The organism is Streptomyces sp. NPDC003248 (genome assembly GCF_055563235.1).
The window spans coordinates 298,545-313,675 of the sequence record NZ_JBVHDT010000011.1 but is presented as its reverse complement, the minus strand read 5'-3'; the positions used below and the strand labels follow the sequence as shown (position 1 = coordinate 313,675).

The 15,131-nt window shown below is 69.8% G+C and carries 13 protein-coding genes; 3 read left to right on the top strand and 10 right to left on the bottom strand.

The annotated features are described in order from the left end of the window. The first annotated feature begins 1,149 nt into the window (after nt 1-1,149). Entirely contained in the window at nt 1,150-2,091 is a 942-nt protein-coding gene (locus tag ACZ3KJ_RS25485; protein WP_467530295.1) for a hypothetical protein, read from the top strand. Nucleotides 2,092-2,713: 622 nt separating this feature from the next. On the opposite strand, the gene ACZ3KJ_RS25480 is transcribed toward ACZ3KJ_RS25485, so the two are convergent. Then, nucleotides 2,714-3,457 (bottom strand): TIGR02391 family protein, encoded by a 744-nt coding sequence (locus tag ACZ3KJ_RS25480; protein WP_467530294.1) that lies wholly within the window; start codon nt 3,455-3,457, stop codon nt 2,714-2,716. Nucleotides 3,458-4,172: 715 nt separating this feature from the next. On the opposite strand from ACZ3KJ_RS25480, the gene ACZ3KJ_RS25475 reads away from it, so the two are divergent. After that, complete coding sequence (locus ACZ3KJ_RS25475; RefSeq protein ID WP_467530293.1) at nt 4,173-4,469, top strand: hypothetical protein; 297 nt, start codon at nt 4,173-4,175, stop codon at nt 4,467-4,469. Between the two features lie 9 nt (nt 4,470-4,478). Then, nucleotides 4,479-5,351 (top strand): helix-turn-helix domain-containing protein, encoded by an 873-nt coding sequence (locus tag ACZ3KJ_RS25470; RefSeq protein WP_467530292.1) that lies wholly within the window; start codon nt 4,479-4,481, stop codon nt 5,349-5,351. Nucleotides 5,352-5,469: 118 nt separating this feature from the next. Here the strand turns inward: ACZ3KJ_RS25470 and ACZ3KJ_RS25465 are convergent, their stop codons facing one another. From ACZ3KJ_RS25465 to ACZ3KJ_RS25425, 9 genes are all read right to left on the bottom strand, one after another. Continuing rightward, nucleotides 5,470-5,808 (bottom strand): hypothetical protein, encoded by a 339-nt coding sequence (locus tag ACZ3KJ_RS25465; protein ID WP_467530291.1) that lies wholly within the window; start codon nt 5,806-5,808, stop codon nt 5,470-5,472. Nucleotides 5,809-6,137: 329 nt separating this feature from the next. Beyond that, nucleotides 6,138-6,344, bottom strand: coding sequence for a hypothetical protein (locus ACZ3KJ_RS25460; RefSeq protein ID WP_467530290.1), 207 nt, complete (start codon nt 6,342-6,344; stop codon nt 6,138-6,140). Between the two features lie 48 nt (nt 6,345-6,392). Further along, nucleotides 6,393-6,803 (bottom strand): hypothetical protein, encoded by a 411-nt coding sequence (locus ACZ3KJ_RS25455; RefSeq protein WP_467530289.1) that lies wholly within the window; start codon nt 6,801-6,803, stop codon nt 6,393-6,395. A 191-nt stretch (nt 6,804-6,994) separates the two neighbouring features. Continuing rightward, on the bottom strand, nt 6,995-7,675 hold the full coding sequence (locus ACZ3KJ_RS25450) for an AlbA family DNA-binding domain-containing protein (RefSeq protein ID WP_467530288.1): 681 nt from the start codon (nt 7,673-7,675) through the stop codon (nt 6,995-6,997). A 411-nt stretch (nt 7,676-8,086) separates the two neighbouring features. Continuing rightward, the gene (locus ACZ3KJ_RS25445) at nt 8,087-9,463 is read right to left on the bottom strand and encodes a helix-turn-helix transcriptional regulator (protein WP_467530286.1); all 1,377 of its coding nucleotides are present in this window, start codon (nt 9,461-9,463) and stop codon (nt 8,087-8,089) included. Between the two features lie 204 nt (nt 9,464-9,667). After that, nucleotides 9,668-12,127, bottom strand: a complete 2,460-nt coding sequence (locus ACZ3KJ_RS25440) for a helicase associated domain-containing protein (protein ID WP_467530285.1) — start codon at nt 12,125-12,127, stop codon at nt 9,668-9,670. 125 nt (nt 12,128-12,252) lie between these two features. Further along, on the bottom strand, nt 12,253-12,882 hold the full coding sequence (locus ACZ3KJ_RS25435; protein ID WP_467530283.1) for a hypothetical protein: 630 nt from the start codon (nt 12,880-12,882) through the stop codon (nt 12,253-12,255). Further along, nucleotides 12,879-13,868, bottom strand: coding sequence for a hypothetical protein (locus tag ACZ3KJ_RS25430; RefSeq protein ID WP_467530282.1), 990 nt, complete (start codon nt 13,866-13,868; stop codon nt 12,879-12,881). The genes ACZ3KJ_RS25435 and ACZ3KJ_RS25430 overlap by 4 nt, the downstream gene beginning before the upstream one ends. Next, entirely contained in the window at nt 13,865-14,947 is a 1,083-nt protein-coding gene (locus ACZ3KJ_RS25425) for a nucleoid-associated protein (RefSeq protein ID WP_467530281.1), read from the bottom strand. The genes ACZ3KJ_RS25430 and ACZ3KJ_RS25425 overlap by 4 nt, the downstream gene beginning before the upstream one ends. Nucleotides 14,948-15,131 lie beyond the last annotated feature (184 nt).

The window sequence follows — 15,131 nt, the reverse complement described above, 5'->3', positions numbered from 1 at the left end:
CCCGCGGAGCGGGTAAGAGCCTGCTTCGCAGGCTCCAAAAGAACTCCCGCGCTGCGCGCGGGAGTTCGGAGTGATGCCGCTCCTCGCGTTGCGAGGAGTGGGCTCTGCGCTGCGCTCCGAGCCGTGTTTCCTTCCGTGAGAATTTTCGCTGGATCCGCACGTTGGGGTGATGGTCTTCCGGCTCTCCGCTTACGCTCCGAGCCGGCGACTCCTTCGTCGCTGCGCTCCTGGAAGGACTCTTGAGAGTCCGTCCGCTGCGCTCCCGGACTTGGCCCGCATGCGCGGGCGGCTGGCTACAAGGGTAGATCTGGGTTGGTCGATTGGTTGTTTCCTTCGTCTCAGAACTTTGGATGAATCCGGGTTTGGGTATGTGCCTCCCTGAGCGGGAGATTGCGGTGGACGGGTCTGTGGTGTGTCGGGTGGGAGCACGGAGGGGTGCTCAATCTCTGTGCAGCCGTACCCGCCTGACATCACCTCAGCGTGTGTGTGTCAGGCGGGTATCGGGGATGCCAGTCGTGCTGCCAGGTCACTGCGAGGCCGGCCAGAAGGCCCCGAGGTGGCGGACGGCCCCGGCGAGGAGCGCTGCGGAGACGAGGCGCCGCCACGAGGCGGGAGCAGGCGCACCCTGGTCGTGAGGCGGCGGCGCTGGCCCGGCATCTTCGGCAGGGGCGTGACCAGCGGCCGGCCATGCTGGCGTGGTTCGCCGAGGCCGGGACGCCGCCGGTGCGGCCGGGGACGGCCCGGGTGCCGGAGCCGCCGGTGGCCGCCGTGCGTGAGCCCCTGGTGTGGGCGCTGCAGCGCTCGGCGTCGCAGCGGCTGGTGGAGTTCGCGCGCAGCGCGGCCGGGGCGGGCGAGGAAGGGCAGGACGCGTGGTACGCGGCCGCCGGGCGGCTCATGGGGTCGTACCGCGGGCGGGCTAAATGCCGCGGCGTGCCGGGACGGTCTCGTGCCGGCCGGGAGGGGGCCTTCCGCGTCCACCGGGCACCCGTCGCCGGGAACGGGCCAACGCCCCGGGTACTGGAGATGTACCGGGCCTTGAGCATCTCGGGCGCTGTGATTCAGATCACAAAATAGATCGGGGACGCGGTGTCGGATCGGGTCCGTGCCGGGACCGAGAGGAGAAGGATTGTTCCCGACAAGGAGACGCCCATGGCCACCGAAGACCAGACACCCAGTTACACCATGGTCGAGGACGACGACTCCGTCCACACCGATCTGGCGGAGCGGATCAGCCAGTTCAACTACTTCTCGAATCGCGGCGCGGGGGTCACGGCCTTGTTCCCGGCCCACTGGAGCGAGAACAACGGCGATACCGCGACCCTCCGGGAGGACGGAAGCGTCGCTCTCGACGTGGACGGCACGTTCGGGCTGCCGGAGCCGTTCGACCGTGTCGCCCCTCCCATGATGATCACCACCACCACCGGCATGGCGGTACTCAAGGCCGGCCACCCGGCCAACCAGACCATCGAGTCCGGGTTCCGGACTTTGAACATCCCAGTCCCCGACGTGATCCAGGCACTGAGCGCCCGCGAGGCCGCCCTCGGCGGCGACGGATCCACCATCCGCTCCTTCACATCGGATGTGCTGGGGAGGTGGAGCGGATGGAATGAGCCGGTCTCCACCGCCTTGCTCGGCAACTGGGCGGATTCTCTCTTCGACCAGGGCCGCCTCACCCCTGACGCCCTGCGCAAGCTGAAGTCAGAGGCCAGCGTCATCCACCGGCAGCTCACCCCGGTATGGCGCCGCAAGACCGCCCAGGAGCGGCTGCTGCTGCTCGACACCCCGCTCGGCGACGGACTGACCCTGTACGACCTGATCCCCGCACAGGCCGCCGCCGACACCGGGATCGAGGCCGTCCTCGACAACCCGCGCCTGGCCGAGATCCTGGAGGCCCTCTCCCCGGACGAGCGGACGGTGATGCTCGCCCTCGGCTGTCCCGGGGTCGTCACCTGGGCCGAAGCGGCCATGGTCGCCGGTGCTGCGGAGCCGGAGCGTCAGGGCAATAAGGTCCGCCGGAAGGTGAAGAAGCTCGCTGCGCGCATCACCGGCCGCTCTTCACAGGCCGAGACGGGCACTGTGAGCGGGCGATGAGCGCCCGCCACCTCATCTCAGCCCGCCCGGTCCGGCGACGGGAGGTGGTGCTGCGGTTCGCCCTGCCGCGCCTTCCAGCCTGCACCGCGGTCCTTGGCACCGGCAGCGTCGGCACGGCTCTGGTCTACGGCACCGTCCCGGCCGGGTCCCCGCTCGTGTGGCCGCTCGTAGTCCTCGCCCTCGGCACGATGGCGTACGACATCGCACTCCGTGCCCTGCCCACCGCACCGGGCGACCGCGCTGCCGGACAGCCTCCAGGTTCTTCTCGGCCTGGGTGAGTGCGGCCCACCCCGCGCCTGCCGCACTCTGGCCCGACAGCTCGGGATGCTGGGTCTTGACCACGCGCGTCCGACCCAGCTGGTGGCCGTCGCCTCGAACGCGGCCGCGACCTCGGTGCGGCGTACCCGGAAGAGACAGGGAATACCGCACCCGCCAGCCCGGACCCGGCATCAGGAGGCCAGGTCCGGGCCGGCGCGAGTGCGGGCCGGGGGTAGCAGGCGGACCGGGGGTAGCAGGCGGACCGGGGTGGGTCTGCGCGCCGAACGTCCCGGCACGGGAATTCCCGTGCGACCCGGCACCTGACCAGGAGGCCCAGCCTCGCTCGGGCATCACGTACGGATTTTTATGTCGTTGCCGCAAGCTGGCGGCGCTTGGCGCGTTCGACCTGGCGCAGCAGCAGGTCGGCGAACTGGATGATCTCTGCTGCCTCGATGGGGTCGTCGAAGTCGACGGTGCGGTGGCTGGCGGGGTTCTTGTAGGCGCCCATGGCGCCGGCGAACAGGTTGGCGGTGGCCGTCTGTTCGCCGCCTTCGGCTTCCGCGTCGGCAAGGGCGCCGCCGGTCTTGCCGTTCTCGTGCGGTCGGAACGCTTCCCGCATCAGCTTCACGCCGACCAGGGAGTTGTCGAGTCCGGAGGCGTCGCGGACGGCGACCTCGACCGCTTTCACCGCTGCGAAGCACGCCGTCTCGTAGTCACCCAGGTCGAAGTTGGTGCGTACCGTGTCTTCCAGAGCCGGGTGGAGGGGACCCGACAGTCGTTCGCGGGCCTCGAACCGCTTGATGCCCTGCGGATCCTTCGCCAGGTCCATACCGTCGCGGGAGATCCGACGGAACGCCTCGGACTGGCTGGGCTCGCGCGTCAGCAGCGCCTGCCCCTCCAGCCAGCACCAGGCATCGGACAGCCGGTTCACGAGCGCGTTCACATCCGGCTCTTCCAGGAACGCCTGCCGCGCGGAGTTCATGACGCTCGCGTACTGGAGATATCCGGCACCACTGGCGAGGTGCTGCAGAAGAAGGAGGGCGACATCCCGCGTGGGCAGCAGCCGGACCTGCTCCGCCGGAACCGGAGGTATGTACTGAAAGTTCATGAGTCACAACCGTACGGCGCAGCACTGACATTCAGGACTTGCGGCACTGGCGTTCGGGCCCGGGCCTGCACCATTAGTCGGTCGACATGCCGCTTTCGGTCCACCGCGCCTGCGGGAGGGTGGGGCGGGCGTACGCAGTCGACCGGAGCTGTCGGCGGGTAGGAGGCCGCGTGGGTGCTGGCCGTGCGTGCCTGGTCCAGGAGCGGCGAGTCCCAGGGGGTAGCGCGGAAGCCGGCACCGTGGAGGGTGCCGGCTTCTGTGTCGGCGGGCGCGGGCCAACGCGTCTGCCGAGGTCCTGAAGCGGGTTTGGGCTTGCGACCGGGAGCCGTCAGGAGGCCACCTGTAGCTGTTGGTGGCGTACGAGGAGCAGCGTCTTGTTGAAGGGGTCTTGGCCGCAAGTCCGCTGGAACAAACAGTGGGCCGCCGCGGGCGCAGCAGCCGTTCACGTCGTGGTCAACAGGCCCGCTTTCGCGGGACAGGTGCTTTACGGATTGTTCGGCGGATGCGGAACACCACCGGGGCCAGGATGCCGCATATCCGGCAAAGCCCTCACGAGGGTGAGCGGCGCGCAGCTCGGGCGTGGAAGGCTGTGAGCCCGCGCAGCCCACACTCTGGGGCAGGGCCAACTGCCCCTGGACTGCGCCACCTTGCGACCAGTAGCCCGGTCCCCGACGTGTTCGTCGGCGGGCCCCGTCAGGATGGACACCCCCGCACCATGAGCGACCTCCCTGTTCCCCGCCCGGCCGGCCCGGCCCCGGCTCCGGCTCCGGCTCCGGCGTGCAGCTGTGGCGCCGCCGGACGCTTCGGCCCTACGCACGCGCTGATCCTGCTGGTCGCCGTCCTGGTACTGGGCACTGGCCTGTTCCTCGCCGGCAAACAGCTCAGCATCATCTTTACGCTGTTGGGCGGCTTGGGGGCGATCGGCGCGGCCACTCTCACCGCGGCCGGCGGCGGCCGCCGACTGATGACGATCCTCATCGAGGCCGCGGTGCGGTCCTCCGCGGGCAGGTAGGGGGAAGCCGTGACCCGTTCTGCCCCCGCCAGCATCCCGGACGACCCCTTCGCGGCCCTCGCCGAGCACCTCGTCCGCCTACGCAAGGCCGCGCGGCTGACCCAGCGCGCCCTAGCCGAGTCCGCCAACATCTCCCGCGGCACCGTCCAGCGCGCCGAGTCCGGCTCTGCTGCGCCCTCCCCCACCGTCCTCGACGCCTACCTGCGAGCGTGCCGGGCCAGCGCGCCCGACCAGACCCGGGCCCGGCTGCTGCGCAACCGCGGCCGCACCGGGCTGCGCGGGCGGCTCCCCTCTCTCAACGCACCCAAACCCGCGCTCATCCACACCAAGGACGACCTCGGCGCCGCGCTGGCCGCTGCGTACGAGCGGGCCGGTGCCCCCTCCCTGCGGGAACTCAGCCGCAGAGTCCCCCACCGGCCGCCGCTGCCGCCCACCACCGCCTGGCGGATCGTGCACCGCAAGGGCCTGCCGGCCAGCCTCGAGCAACTCGTGACGTTTCTGACTGCCTGCGGCGTCAGCCCGGCCGAGCAGCGGCTGTACGCGGAGGCCTACAACCTCTTCACCGCCGTCCGGGGTGCACGCGTGACCCCTGCGCCCCCGCCCCGGATGGCCCACTACACCGACAAGATCAGCCCCCGGTTCAGGAACCTGCTCGACTCCCTGTCCGCCGGCAGCGTCGAGACCGCCCTCACCATCGGCCTCACCTATGTTCTCGCTGAACGCGTCCGGCGCAACGGCGCCGCCCTGCCCGCGGGCGTGGATCCCGTCTGGTTCTCTTCCAGCCTGCTCTTCGCCGCCGACGACGCCGACGACGCCGACGACGCCGAGTTCCTCAGCGTCCCCTTACCGCCACCCCCAGCACTCGCACATCGCGCCACCTGACGTCCTGCGGCACCGCCCAGGCGCTGCAGGCCCCGTCCCCGAGCGAACGTCTCGCGTACCAACCGCGGGCAGCAGTGAATCCCTCGCCCGGAACAAGCCTGGGCGGCCCGGTCCGGCGTCAGCTGCCGTCGCGGGCGATGTGCCGGCCGACGGTGGTCCAGACCGGCTCGGCCGCTTCTTCGGGTACGGCGCCGGTGAGGCCGTCGAGGTGCTGGACGGCCTCGCGGGTGATGTAGCGGTCGGGGTCTGGGGATTGCAGGTAGCGGCGCAGCAGGTCGGCGTCGAGGTCCTGGCGCTGGAGGTAGGCGGCGAGGGCGTCGGTCAGGGCGTACAGGACCAGGCGCTGCCACTGCTTCATGCTGTCGCCGTGCAGGGTCTGCAGGTGCTGGGCGCGAGCGAGGTAGGCGTTGATGCGACGGCAGTGATGGGTGACCAGCGCCAGGAGTTCCGGTGGCATCGTCGCCCACCGGGCGCGGGCGGCAGGGTGTCGCGGATCTGCTGCAGGCCCGCGTCCTGGTGCGGGCCGTGGGGGATCTCGCTGCGCCGCTAGGGCCGCTTGCGCGGGTGGGTGGAGGTCATGGCCGTGCCGTCCCTTATGGCCGGTCCCACGATCCGGCGCCTGCTGGGTGGCGTACGCCACCACGGGCGGGGCGCTGTGAGTGACCGGCGCGTCTGGGGCCTACCCGTCCGCGTCAGTCGTGGGCTGACGCGGCACTCAGCCGGGCACCGTCACAGCGCGGGCAAGGGGCGGCACCAGCCGGGACAACGACGGGCGGCCTGCCGGGGTCACGGCGCGGCGGCCGGCCTGCCGGGTCCCGGTGCCGGGGCGGCCTGCGACAGGGCCGGCCCCGGGCTGGGTACGCCGTGCGGGGCGGGCAGGCGCATGACCTGTGTCAGGTGACGGTGTATGCGGTCGGCTTCACCACGCACCTGGGCGGGGACGTCGCCGTGCTCGGTGATGAGGCGGCTGTAGATGGGGGTGTCCTGGAACACGGTGGGGCCTGCTCATTTCGTCAGGGGTGGGGGCGAGCGTCTGGGGGCTCAGAGCTGCGGGTCGAGGCCGAACTGGTTCATCACGTCGGTGAACAGTTCTTGTGCGGTCTCCTGCAGGGCTTCGGCCTCGTCGAGCGGGGTCAGTGTGGCGGTGACGGGCTGAATCCGGCGGGGGTGGCGGGCGTGGTCTGGGACCTCGGTGAAGCCGCCGAAGCCGGTGACGACCGGGACCAGGGCGGGCGGCGGCGTCGTGGGAGAGGGAGCGACGGCGGTGAGGGTTGCGGTCAGCTGCAGCGCGCTGTCCACCCGCAGCCGGCGGGCCAGTTCCCAGGCGAGGGTGCACAGGTCGCGGCAGCAGGCGCCGATGAAGTCCTCGGACACCGCGACGCGCGCGTCGGGTATGGCGTCGGTGGCGAGGTTGCGTGCGGCGTTCCAGGAGACGTTGGCGGCCAGCAGCACGGTCCCGTCGTGGTGCAGCTCGGCGTGGACCTCGCGGGCACCCGGCAGAAGGAGAGTGCTGAGGACCCAGCGGCGCAGTCCGGGCCGCGGGTTGCCCGTGACGACCTCCAGACTGGTCAGGGGGCCGGGCCGTATCGGGTCACGGCCCCGGCGGCGGGCGGCCTCGGCGACGGCGGTGGTCTCTTCGCGGGTCAGGCGGGGACGGTGCGCGGCAGCGGGCGCTCGGGGCGGGCCAGGGCGACGAAGTAGGCGGCCGGCTCGATGTGCTGGTCGGATACCGTCTCTTGGGCGTGGGCGAGCAGGCGGTGTGCTTCGTCCTCGGCGCGCTGGGCGCGGGTGAAACGGTCGCGGTAGACGCGTTCGAGTTGGTGCTCGGTCATCCAGGCGGTGTGGTCGCGGTCGCGGTAGGGGGCGACGGCGGCCTGCTGGTCCTTGTCCTTGGCGGCGGTGCCGTAGACGAGGTGCGGGGCCATGGGGCTGGCTGGGGCGTCGGCCACGAGCACGCTCGTGGCGCCGTCGGCCGAGGTGAGGACCGTGAACGTGAGGTCGGGCAGGTAGGGCTGGACGTGGTTGCGGACCCACTGGGCGTACTGCTCGACGTTCACCTTCTCCGGGTCGATGCCGACCAGCTCGCACGTGGCGTCCCGCACGCCGCAGATGATCAGGCCGCCGCGGGTGTTGGCCATCGCGGCGACGTCCTTGGCCAGTTCGTTCCAGCGTCCCTCGACCGGGGACCGGGGAAGCTGTTCCTTCCAGTCCAGGTCGTCGGACTCAGCCAGCCGGTCGGCAGCAGCCTTGGCGACCATGTCGAAGTCCAACGGGCCGGGCGCAGCCCCGAGGTGCTCATGCAGTCGTGTCCAGGAACGGGCCATGCCCGGCACCCTACGGCGCGGCACTGACAACGCCAATTGGTCGAAGGGGAGTTATGGCCTCCCCGGCTCGCCGCAGGGCGTGGGCTGTTGTGGACCACCCGGCGGGGATGGAGGTGGCGGGTTGTCCGTGTTCTGGATCCGCGATGACCGGCAGGGGTGAGGAGCGGATCGGGCGGTCCCGAGGGGTGTGGCTGAGGGGTGTTACCGCCTCGGCTCTCCAGACGGAGCCCCGCCCGCGAGCGGGCGGGGCTCCGTCTGGAGGGCCTCTCGGACGTTGCTGCCGCACCGGAACGAACGCATGGCGTCCATCCCCCGTGCGGTACACGGACACCTCACAGGGCGGGCCGTGCAGGCTCGGGACGCTCCTGCGCCCTAACTGCCACACCTCTCCCCCGGTGTCCGCTGGTGGTCTCAGCTCTCCGGTTCCCTCGGCTCCAGACGGGAGAAGAACTCTTTCGCGGCCTGGGCGTCGAGGTCCCCGTTCGTGATCGCGGACCGCCGTAGCGCTTCGCCGGACACCGGAGCAGGGATGTCGAGTTGCCGGTCCGCCTCGCTCATGATCTCGCCGAGGTACCACTGGGCCGAGGTCGGGAAGTGCTGGATGAACCAGCTGACCATCTTCGCCAGGGGCAGCGACAGCATGAGGTCGAAGCCCTTGAGTTCACCGCCCCGGCGTTTGGCGGTGCGCAGCGAGGTGGTGAAGTCCTCCAGGACGGCGTGGCGGATGGTCGGGCCGAGGGCGTCGGTGGGGATGATCTGCCGGAGGTTGTCGGCGACGTCGAAGGCGAGTTGGTCGGCCACTTCCCGCACGTTCGGCTCGTTGCGGTGGCGCAGGGACCAGCGTTTGCGGATGTCGGGGCGCTTCCACAGGTAGCGGAAGAATGTCTCGCTGAGCCGGTCGCGGATCTGGGCCGCTCCTGGAGCGAGATGGTGGCGGTCGCCGGCCGACATGGCCTCCTTCAGCCCTTCGGAGGAGCGGCGCCGGGCTTCGGTCCAGTCTTCGGCGACCGGGCGGGACCACTGGGCGCGGCCGCCGACAATCGCCTGGGGCAGGGGGATGTCGTTCTCGCCGCGGGAGATGTAGCCGCGCAGGGTGGAGGCCGTGATGCCGCCGAGTGCGGCCATCTCGGGCACGCCGAGCAGCCGGTCTCCGGCGAGTTCGGGACTGGCCAGGTCGACGACGCACTTCTCCAGCGGCAGGGGATCGTCCTGCTTTTGGTGGCGCTGCGCCCACCGGGTCAGGTCGTCGATCCAGTTCTGCGGCGTGGCGGTGGCCGGGTCGAAGGTGGCGACCTTGTGCAGGTGGGCGCGGTCGGGGTGGGCGTGGCCGTCGAGCATGTCGGCGGCGTGGACGGTGGCGGTGGCGCGTGCCGTGTGGCGTGCGTAGTCCTCGGTGACCGGGTCCCAGATCTGGCCGGGCCGGTACCAGGTGTCGCCGTCCCACCAGTATCCGCCGGCCCGGAACAGCAGCGGTGCGCCGGACCAGTAGGTGTGCAGGCTTGCGGTGTCCTCGTCGCGGAGCAGGAGGACGGTGCGGCCGTGCTCGGGGTGGTGGCGCACGGCCCAGCCCAGGTGGTGGGCGATCGGGTCGGTGGTGAAGGCCAGCCAGCCTCCCTCGTGGGAGGTGTCGCAGCGGCCCCACATGCCTTCGCCCTTGTTGCGGCCGACCGCCTCGATGGCTTCGGGGCCGTCGTCGAGCGGCAGGTGCGAGTCGTCGACGAACGGCAGACCGGGGACCGGGTGGTCCGTCCGCAGCCCGTTAGCGAGCGGACGAATGTCGTAGACCAACGTGCTCTCCCCCATCAACTCAAGTGCTGTACCTAGCTACAGCACTATTGATGCCCAGTAGTACACGACTGGAAAGCTGATCGGCACAGCGCTTTCAGGCCACATTTCGCAGCGGTCGATGACGGTGTCCGCCCACGACGTCGACGCAACTGCGAGCGGCCGAGACGCCGCAGAAGACTTCCCGCACACCAGCGGGGACAGGACCTACACCAGGACGGCGGGGACGGCGTCCTCGGCCGTCCAGTCCCCCTCGAACAGGGCGGCGACCAGGCGTACGTGATGGTCCGGGAGCTGGTCGGCGCGGTGCCGGTGGCGGGCCTTGGCCAGCCAGGCGCCGAGCTTGACGGTGTCGCCGTCCACGCGGACCGTCTCCCGGGCGGAAGGAATGCGGCCCTCGCGATGCAGGAAAAGCTCCAGCAGCTGGACGGTCTCCTCGAAGGTGCGGCGGGTACGGCGGGCGTGAGCCAGCGGGTTCGCCTCCGGGGTGAGGCCGAGCGCGGTCATCAGCTGCCGCTGGCCGTCGGCGAGAGCCGACCAGGCGGCGAGCTGGCGCCCCAGCCAGGAGCCGATCTTCACGCCGGCGAGGACGGTGTCGCGGGTCAGGGCGGCGGGGTCGGCGCCGGAGGCGAGGTGGGCGCGCAGCAGGTGGTACTTGCGGTGCCAGTCCGCTCCGTGCGGCAGGCGCCAGTCGGGGGCAAGGGCGGTGAGAGCCTCGGCGCGGGCGGTGTCGAGTTCGCCCTTGGTGGCGAGGTGGCGTTGTTCGGCGAGCCAGGCGCCGACGGGGGTGGTGGCGGGGGCGGCGAGGTGGCCGTGGGCGCGGTGGTAGTCGGCGGCCGCGGCGAGGCGGGCGCGCCAGGCGGCGTCGTGCTTGTCCCAGATCATGCCGAGCGCGTCGAGTTCGGCGATCCAGTCGGCTTCGAGGCGGCCGGCGGTGCGGGCGTCGCGCATGGTGGTGATGAAGGTGCCGAGCCGGTAGCCGGTGGGGTCGGTGTGGTCGGCGGGGACGTCGAGGTGGCCGTACTCGTCGCGGAAGGAGCGGGCGGCGGCCAGCCCTAGGCGGCGGGAGCGGGAGACGGCCGGGTCGCGGGGGTCGAAGGAGGTGAGGTCCATCGCCTGGGCGATGCGCTCGGGGTGGACGGTGAAGTCGAAGTGCCAGCGCCGGGCGATGACCTGGCTGGTCTCCTTCGGCAGGCGGTTGGCCTTGTCGGGGAGGCGTTCGAGGATGCGGTGGTCGTGGCTGGCCAGCGCGCAGGCGATCGCCCACACCGGCTCATACGCGCTGCCGAGGATGTTCTCCGCCTCGGCGCCGGGCGGGATGTAGACGGGGACGATGAGGCTGGCGGTCTTGCCGGAGACGTCCAGGCGCAGGGCGCGGCCGAGGGCCTGGACGCAGCGAATCACGCTGCGGGTGGGGTCGGCGAAGACGACCGCGTCGACGGATGGGATGTCGACGCCTTCCGCGATCAGACGCGAGTTCGCGAGGATCGCGACGTCGGCGGCGGCGAAGGCGGCGAAGATGCCGGCGCGCTGGGCAGGGGTGTGCTCGCCGTGGGCGAAGAACAGCTGCGGGTCGACGCCGGGGACGAGGCCGGGGTCGGTCTTGGCCAGCAGGCGCAGGGTATGGGGCAGTTCGCGGGCGAAGCGGCGGGCGTCGGAGACCAGGTTGAAGTAGACCAGCACCTTCTTCAGGCCGTGCTCGGTCATGGCGCGCAGCACGGACAGGTGCAGGGCCGTGGTGCGCAGCGCACCGTCGTCCTTCGCCTCCTCGCCAGCGGTGCCGCCGGTGGTGGTGCCGGGGGTGGGCAGGTTCAGACGGCGGCGCAGGTCGGTGTCGGTCAGGGTCGGGACCACGATGCGGTAGTCCGCAGCCCGCCCGTCGGCGACCGCGGTCGCGAGGGGATATTCGACGACCTTCTTGCCGTACACCTGCTCGTTGTCCATGGAATTGGCGAACGCATCCACCTCCGGCCCCTGCGGGCGGCGGCGCGGGCGGGTAAGGTCGGCGGACTCCGCCAGCTCCGGCGCGGCGAAGATGCGGGGCGTGGCGGTCATGTAGAGGCGGCGGTCGGCGTGGATGCGCTGCGCGTCGTTGACGATCGCCCACTTCTTGTCCGAGCGGCCCGCGATCCGGTGCGCCTCGTCCATAACCGCCAGGTCGAACGGCGGGACGTCGTAGCGCGTCTTCTGGGTTTGTTCGATCTTGTTTAGGGAGTCGTAGGTGCACACCACTGCCAGGCCGGGCAGTTCGTTTGGGCCGGTGCCGACTGCTGCGAGCAGGGAGGCTAGGAGGTGGTAGTCGGTGACGGAGGCGACGTGTGCTTCGACCAGGGTGTCGTGGGCGGCCGCATCCATGGAGGAGACGATAACGACGGGCTCGCGGTGGTCGTCGTCGCGCAGGGCGAGCGCGGTCTGTGCGGCAAGGTCGAGGGTGGGAACTACGAACAGCAGGCGGCGTGCCAGCTGATGGGCTGCGCGGCTGGCGACGAGGGTCTTGCCGGTGCCGGTGGCCGCCACGTACAGCCCGCGGGTGCCAGGCCGGCGCAGGTGTTTCAGGATGCTGCAGAGGGCCTCTTCCTGGTCCTCGTGTAGTGCAAGCGGTTTGCGCTGTCTGCGGCGTGCCGTCAGCGGCTGGGGGTCGGGCGCCTGGGGGGTGGGCGTGGGCATGGGTTCTCCGGGCGTGCGCGGCCGGCCAGGGGAGCGGAAGCGTTGTCCGATTCTGTCAGTTCTCCCCCGCTGTCACGGCGGTCTCTGCATTCGCCTGGCGTATGGCGTGCACTTGTGTGTGCCGGTCAGTGGCTCTGTGGTGCAGGGGTCGGGGGCTGGGGGGGCACGGTCGGCGTGGGGGTATGCGTGGTCTGGATGGCCAGTTTGCGGTAGCCGGTTGCGGTGATGCTGTGCCACGACAGGTAGAAGCCGAAGGTGGCGAGGGCGCCGAGGATGGTGGTCGCGCTGAGGAGCAGGGGCTGGTGTTCGACCGGGTAGCGCCACAGGGCGAGGTCGGTGGCCAGGGTGAGCAGGATGCTGTCGAGGATCCAGCCGCGGCAGATTCTCAGGCGGGAGCGGGCGTAGTCGGCGCGTGCGGCTAGCGCGGGGATTTCGGTGAGCTTGAGGCGGGCCTGGGCGTAGGCGGTTGAGGTTGGGAAGGACTGGGTCCGCAGTCGTCGGCGTGCTGGGGCGAGGGCGGTGTCGGCGGCGCGGTCGATGAGGATGCCTAGCGCGTAGGCGAAGGCGAGGGCTGCGCCGGCTGCGAGAGGGGTGCCTGCTGCAGGTGCGAGCTGGCGGCTGTTGTCGGGGCCGGCGAGGGCTGCGGCGAGGATGCCCAGGCCGGTGAGGAAGCCGATGCCGATGACGAGGACTTCGACGAACATGGCGGTGGCGGCTACGACCGCGGAGGTTTCGGGCTGCGGCGGTCGGGTCACAGATGGACGCTCCAGATCTCTGCCATGTCGCTGAGCATGGTTTCGGGTAGTTCGTCGTACCACACGCCGCGTAACAACATTTTGGCGGCGGTGAGGCGTTCGAAAATGATGAGGCTTTCCGGTTGGCTGGCCAGTATGTAGCGGCCGTGTTTGAGGAAGAGCGCGCTGGTAGGACCGTAGTCGCGGTAGGCCGCTTCGAGCTGTTGCCGGTACTGTTCGGTGAACTGGGCCAGCCTGTTGGGATAGTCGGGCTCGTTCTCGACGGTCTCGATCAGGACGTCGATGATGTCTTCGGACAGGTCGCGCCGGTACTCGTGCTCGGTGAACGTGCGGTACAGGAACTCTGCTTTGTCCAGGAGTCGGTTGGTGCGGGTGAAGTCAGGGTGCTGTGCCAAGACGTCTACCCCCCGTTCGACCTCGAGGTCGTACAGTTCGACCAGGGCGATCAAACGGTACAGCGACCTACTGACATCGCGAGGTACGTCGGTGGTGCCTGTTTTGTAGAGCAGCCGGTGGGACATGCGAGCCCACAAGTCGGTTGCTTCGGTGCGGATTTGGATCTCGCACTCGTAGGGTTGGCCGTCGCCGTCGGTGAGGTCGCCGGCGGCGAGGACTTGGGCGTGCAGGCGGGGGTACTGCAGCGTGTACTGGCCTTCAACGTCGTCTTGTTCTCGGTAGTCCTGGGGGTCTTCGACCAGTGTCAGGTTGTCCTTGACGACCCTGAGGGCCTGGTCAAGGAAGCCGTGGTGCTGGACGGTGATGCGGACGCCTGCTTTATCTGTGATTTGCGTCCAGGGGTCGGCGTATTTCTTGTGGTATGCCTTGGTGACGAAGCTGCCGATCTCCTTGGCCCGGTGGGTTACTTCGCAGGTGATGTGGGCGCGGGCGGCCTTGCGTCGCAAGAGGGCGGCGGTGAGCTGTGCTGCTTTGCGGATGCTGGGTAGTTCATCCTGGTATCGGTGGAATGCTTCGTTGACTGCGCTCACCCGGTTTTGTCCGCCCCGGGTGCTTGGCCGTCTGTGTGCGGGACGTCGGGTCTGCGGGGGCTGTAGTGGCTGCGCGTGGAGGTGATCTTGCCTTTGACGGTGACCGTGGAGGTGCCGTCGGAGTGATCTTCGATCCTGATGTCCTCGCGTACCCGGTTAACGGGTGCGACGATGGAGATGCCGCTCTTGAAGCCGATTTGCAGCTCGCTGAGGCGCGGAGCAACCCGTTCGGTGTCCTTGTCGAAGCTGCCCGTGGGGACGTCCTTGCTGGCCAGGTAGGTGAGGAAGCTGTCCTGGTCATGCAGGTCGAGATGATTGGCAGCGAAGGTGGTCGGGTTGAGGGCGGGGGTGTTGGAGCGGAGCTCGACCAGGACGGCCATCAGATAGGCGACGCTCTTCTCGGGGTCGTCGACCTTTTGGTCGACCCAGTCGACTGCCGCCTCGTGGAATTTCTGGGTGACGCGCTTGGGGTCTTCCTTCTGCCGGCAGCCGAGGAAGGCCTGCAGCCAGAACTGTGCCATCTTGCCGCCCAGCTGCTTGTCGGCTGCCCACCCCTCGATGGGGCCGTCTTCGGGGATGCCGTCGACGCAGAACAAGGCGGCCTTGTAGATCTTGTTATGCTCGGTCATCAGGAGGTTGGCGAAGTAGTTCATGTCGAAGGTGCGTTTGCCGTCGACGAGGACCTCCTCGACCCGGAACCCGCCCTCCTGCTCCAGTTTCACGATGAGCAGTGCCCTCTTGCCGGCAAGCCTCGCTGAGGCCACGAGGAGCAGCCCGGCGGGGCTGTTGCCGCGCTGGCTCTCGAAGAGGAGCTCGGCCAGGTCGGTGGAGACGCTGACCAGGTCACGCTGCTCGGCGAGGTACTCGTAGACGCGGTCCGGCAGGTTCGACTTCTTGGCTTCGAGCTCTTCTACGACCGGGCGCCCGTGGGATGCGAGCGCGCCGCGGAAGTTGGCCTGGATCTTGCCGCGCACGTCCTCGCTGAGCTGGCACACAGCTTCGCTGAGCTGAATTTGCGCTGGTACCGGGTCGTTCCGCCTGCGCGTCGGGACCAGGTGAAAGATGGTCTCGTCAACCACGAGTTGAGCGAATTCGCCCGACATACCCCACCCCGTAGATCCTTAAGCAGACGCCCAGCAACTGAGCGTCAACCGCATGTCCGCGCCGCGTCGGATCCGACGGGCGTGTGTTGTTCCTGCGGCGTGAACGCCTCTACCGAGTTGCAATGCTGACTCGGCGTCAGGGAAATGATGCGACCATCGT

What these genes read in the sequence shown, in the direction of transcription:
- ACZ3KJ_RS25440 (WP_467530285.1), bottom strand. Translation starts at nt 12,127, where the DNA reads ATGCCCACGCCCACCCCCCAGGCGCCCGACCCCCAGCCGCTGACGGCA.
- ACZ3KJ_RS25450 (WP_467530288.1), bottom strand. Translation starts at nt 7,675, where the DNA reads ATGGCCCGTTCCTGGACACGACTGCATGAGCACCTCGGGGCTGCGCCC.
- ACZ3KJ_RS25485 (WP_467530295.1), top strand. Translation starts at nt 1,150, where the DNA reads ATGGCCACCGAAGACCAGACACCCAGTTACACCATGGTCGAGGACGAC.
- ACZ3KJ_RS25475 (WP_467530293.1), top strand. Translation starts at nt 4,173, where the DNA reads ATGAGCGACCTCCCTGTTCCCCGCCCGGCCGGCCCGGCCCCGGCTCCG.
- ACZ3KJ_RS25465 (WP_467530291.1), bottom strand. Translation starts at nt 5,808, where the DNA reads ATGCCACCGGAACTCCTGGCGCTGGTCACCCATCACTGCCGTCGCATC.
- ACZ3KJ_RS25480 (WP_467530294.1), bottom strand. Translation starts at nt 3,457, where the DNA reads ATGAACTTTCAGTACATACCTCCGGTTCCGGCGGAGCAGGTCCGGCTG.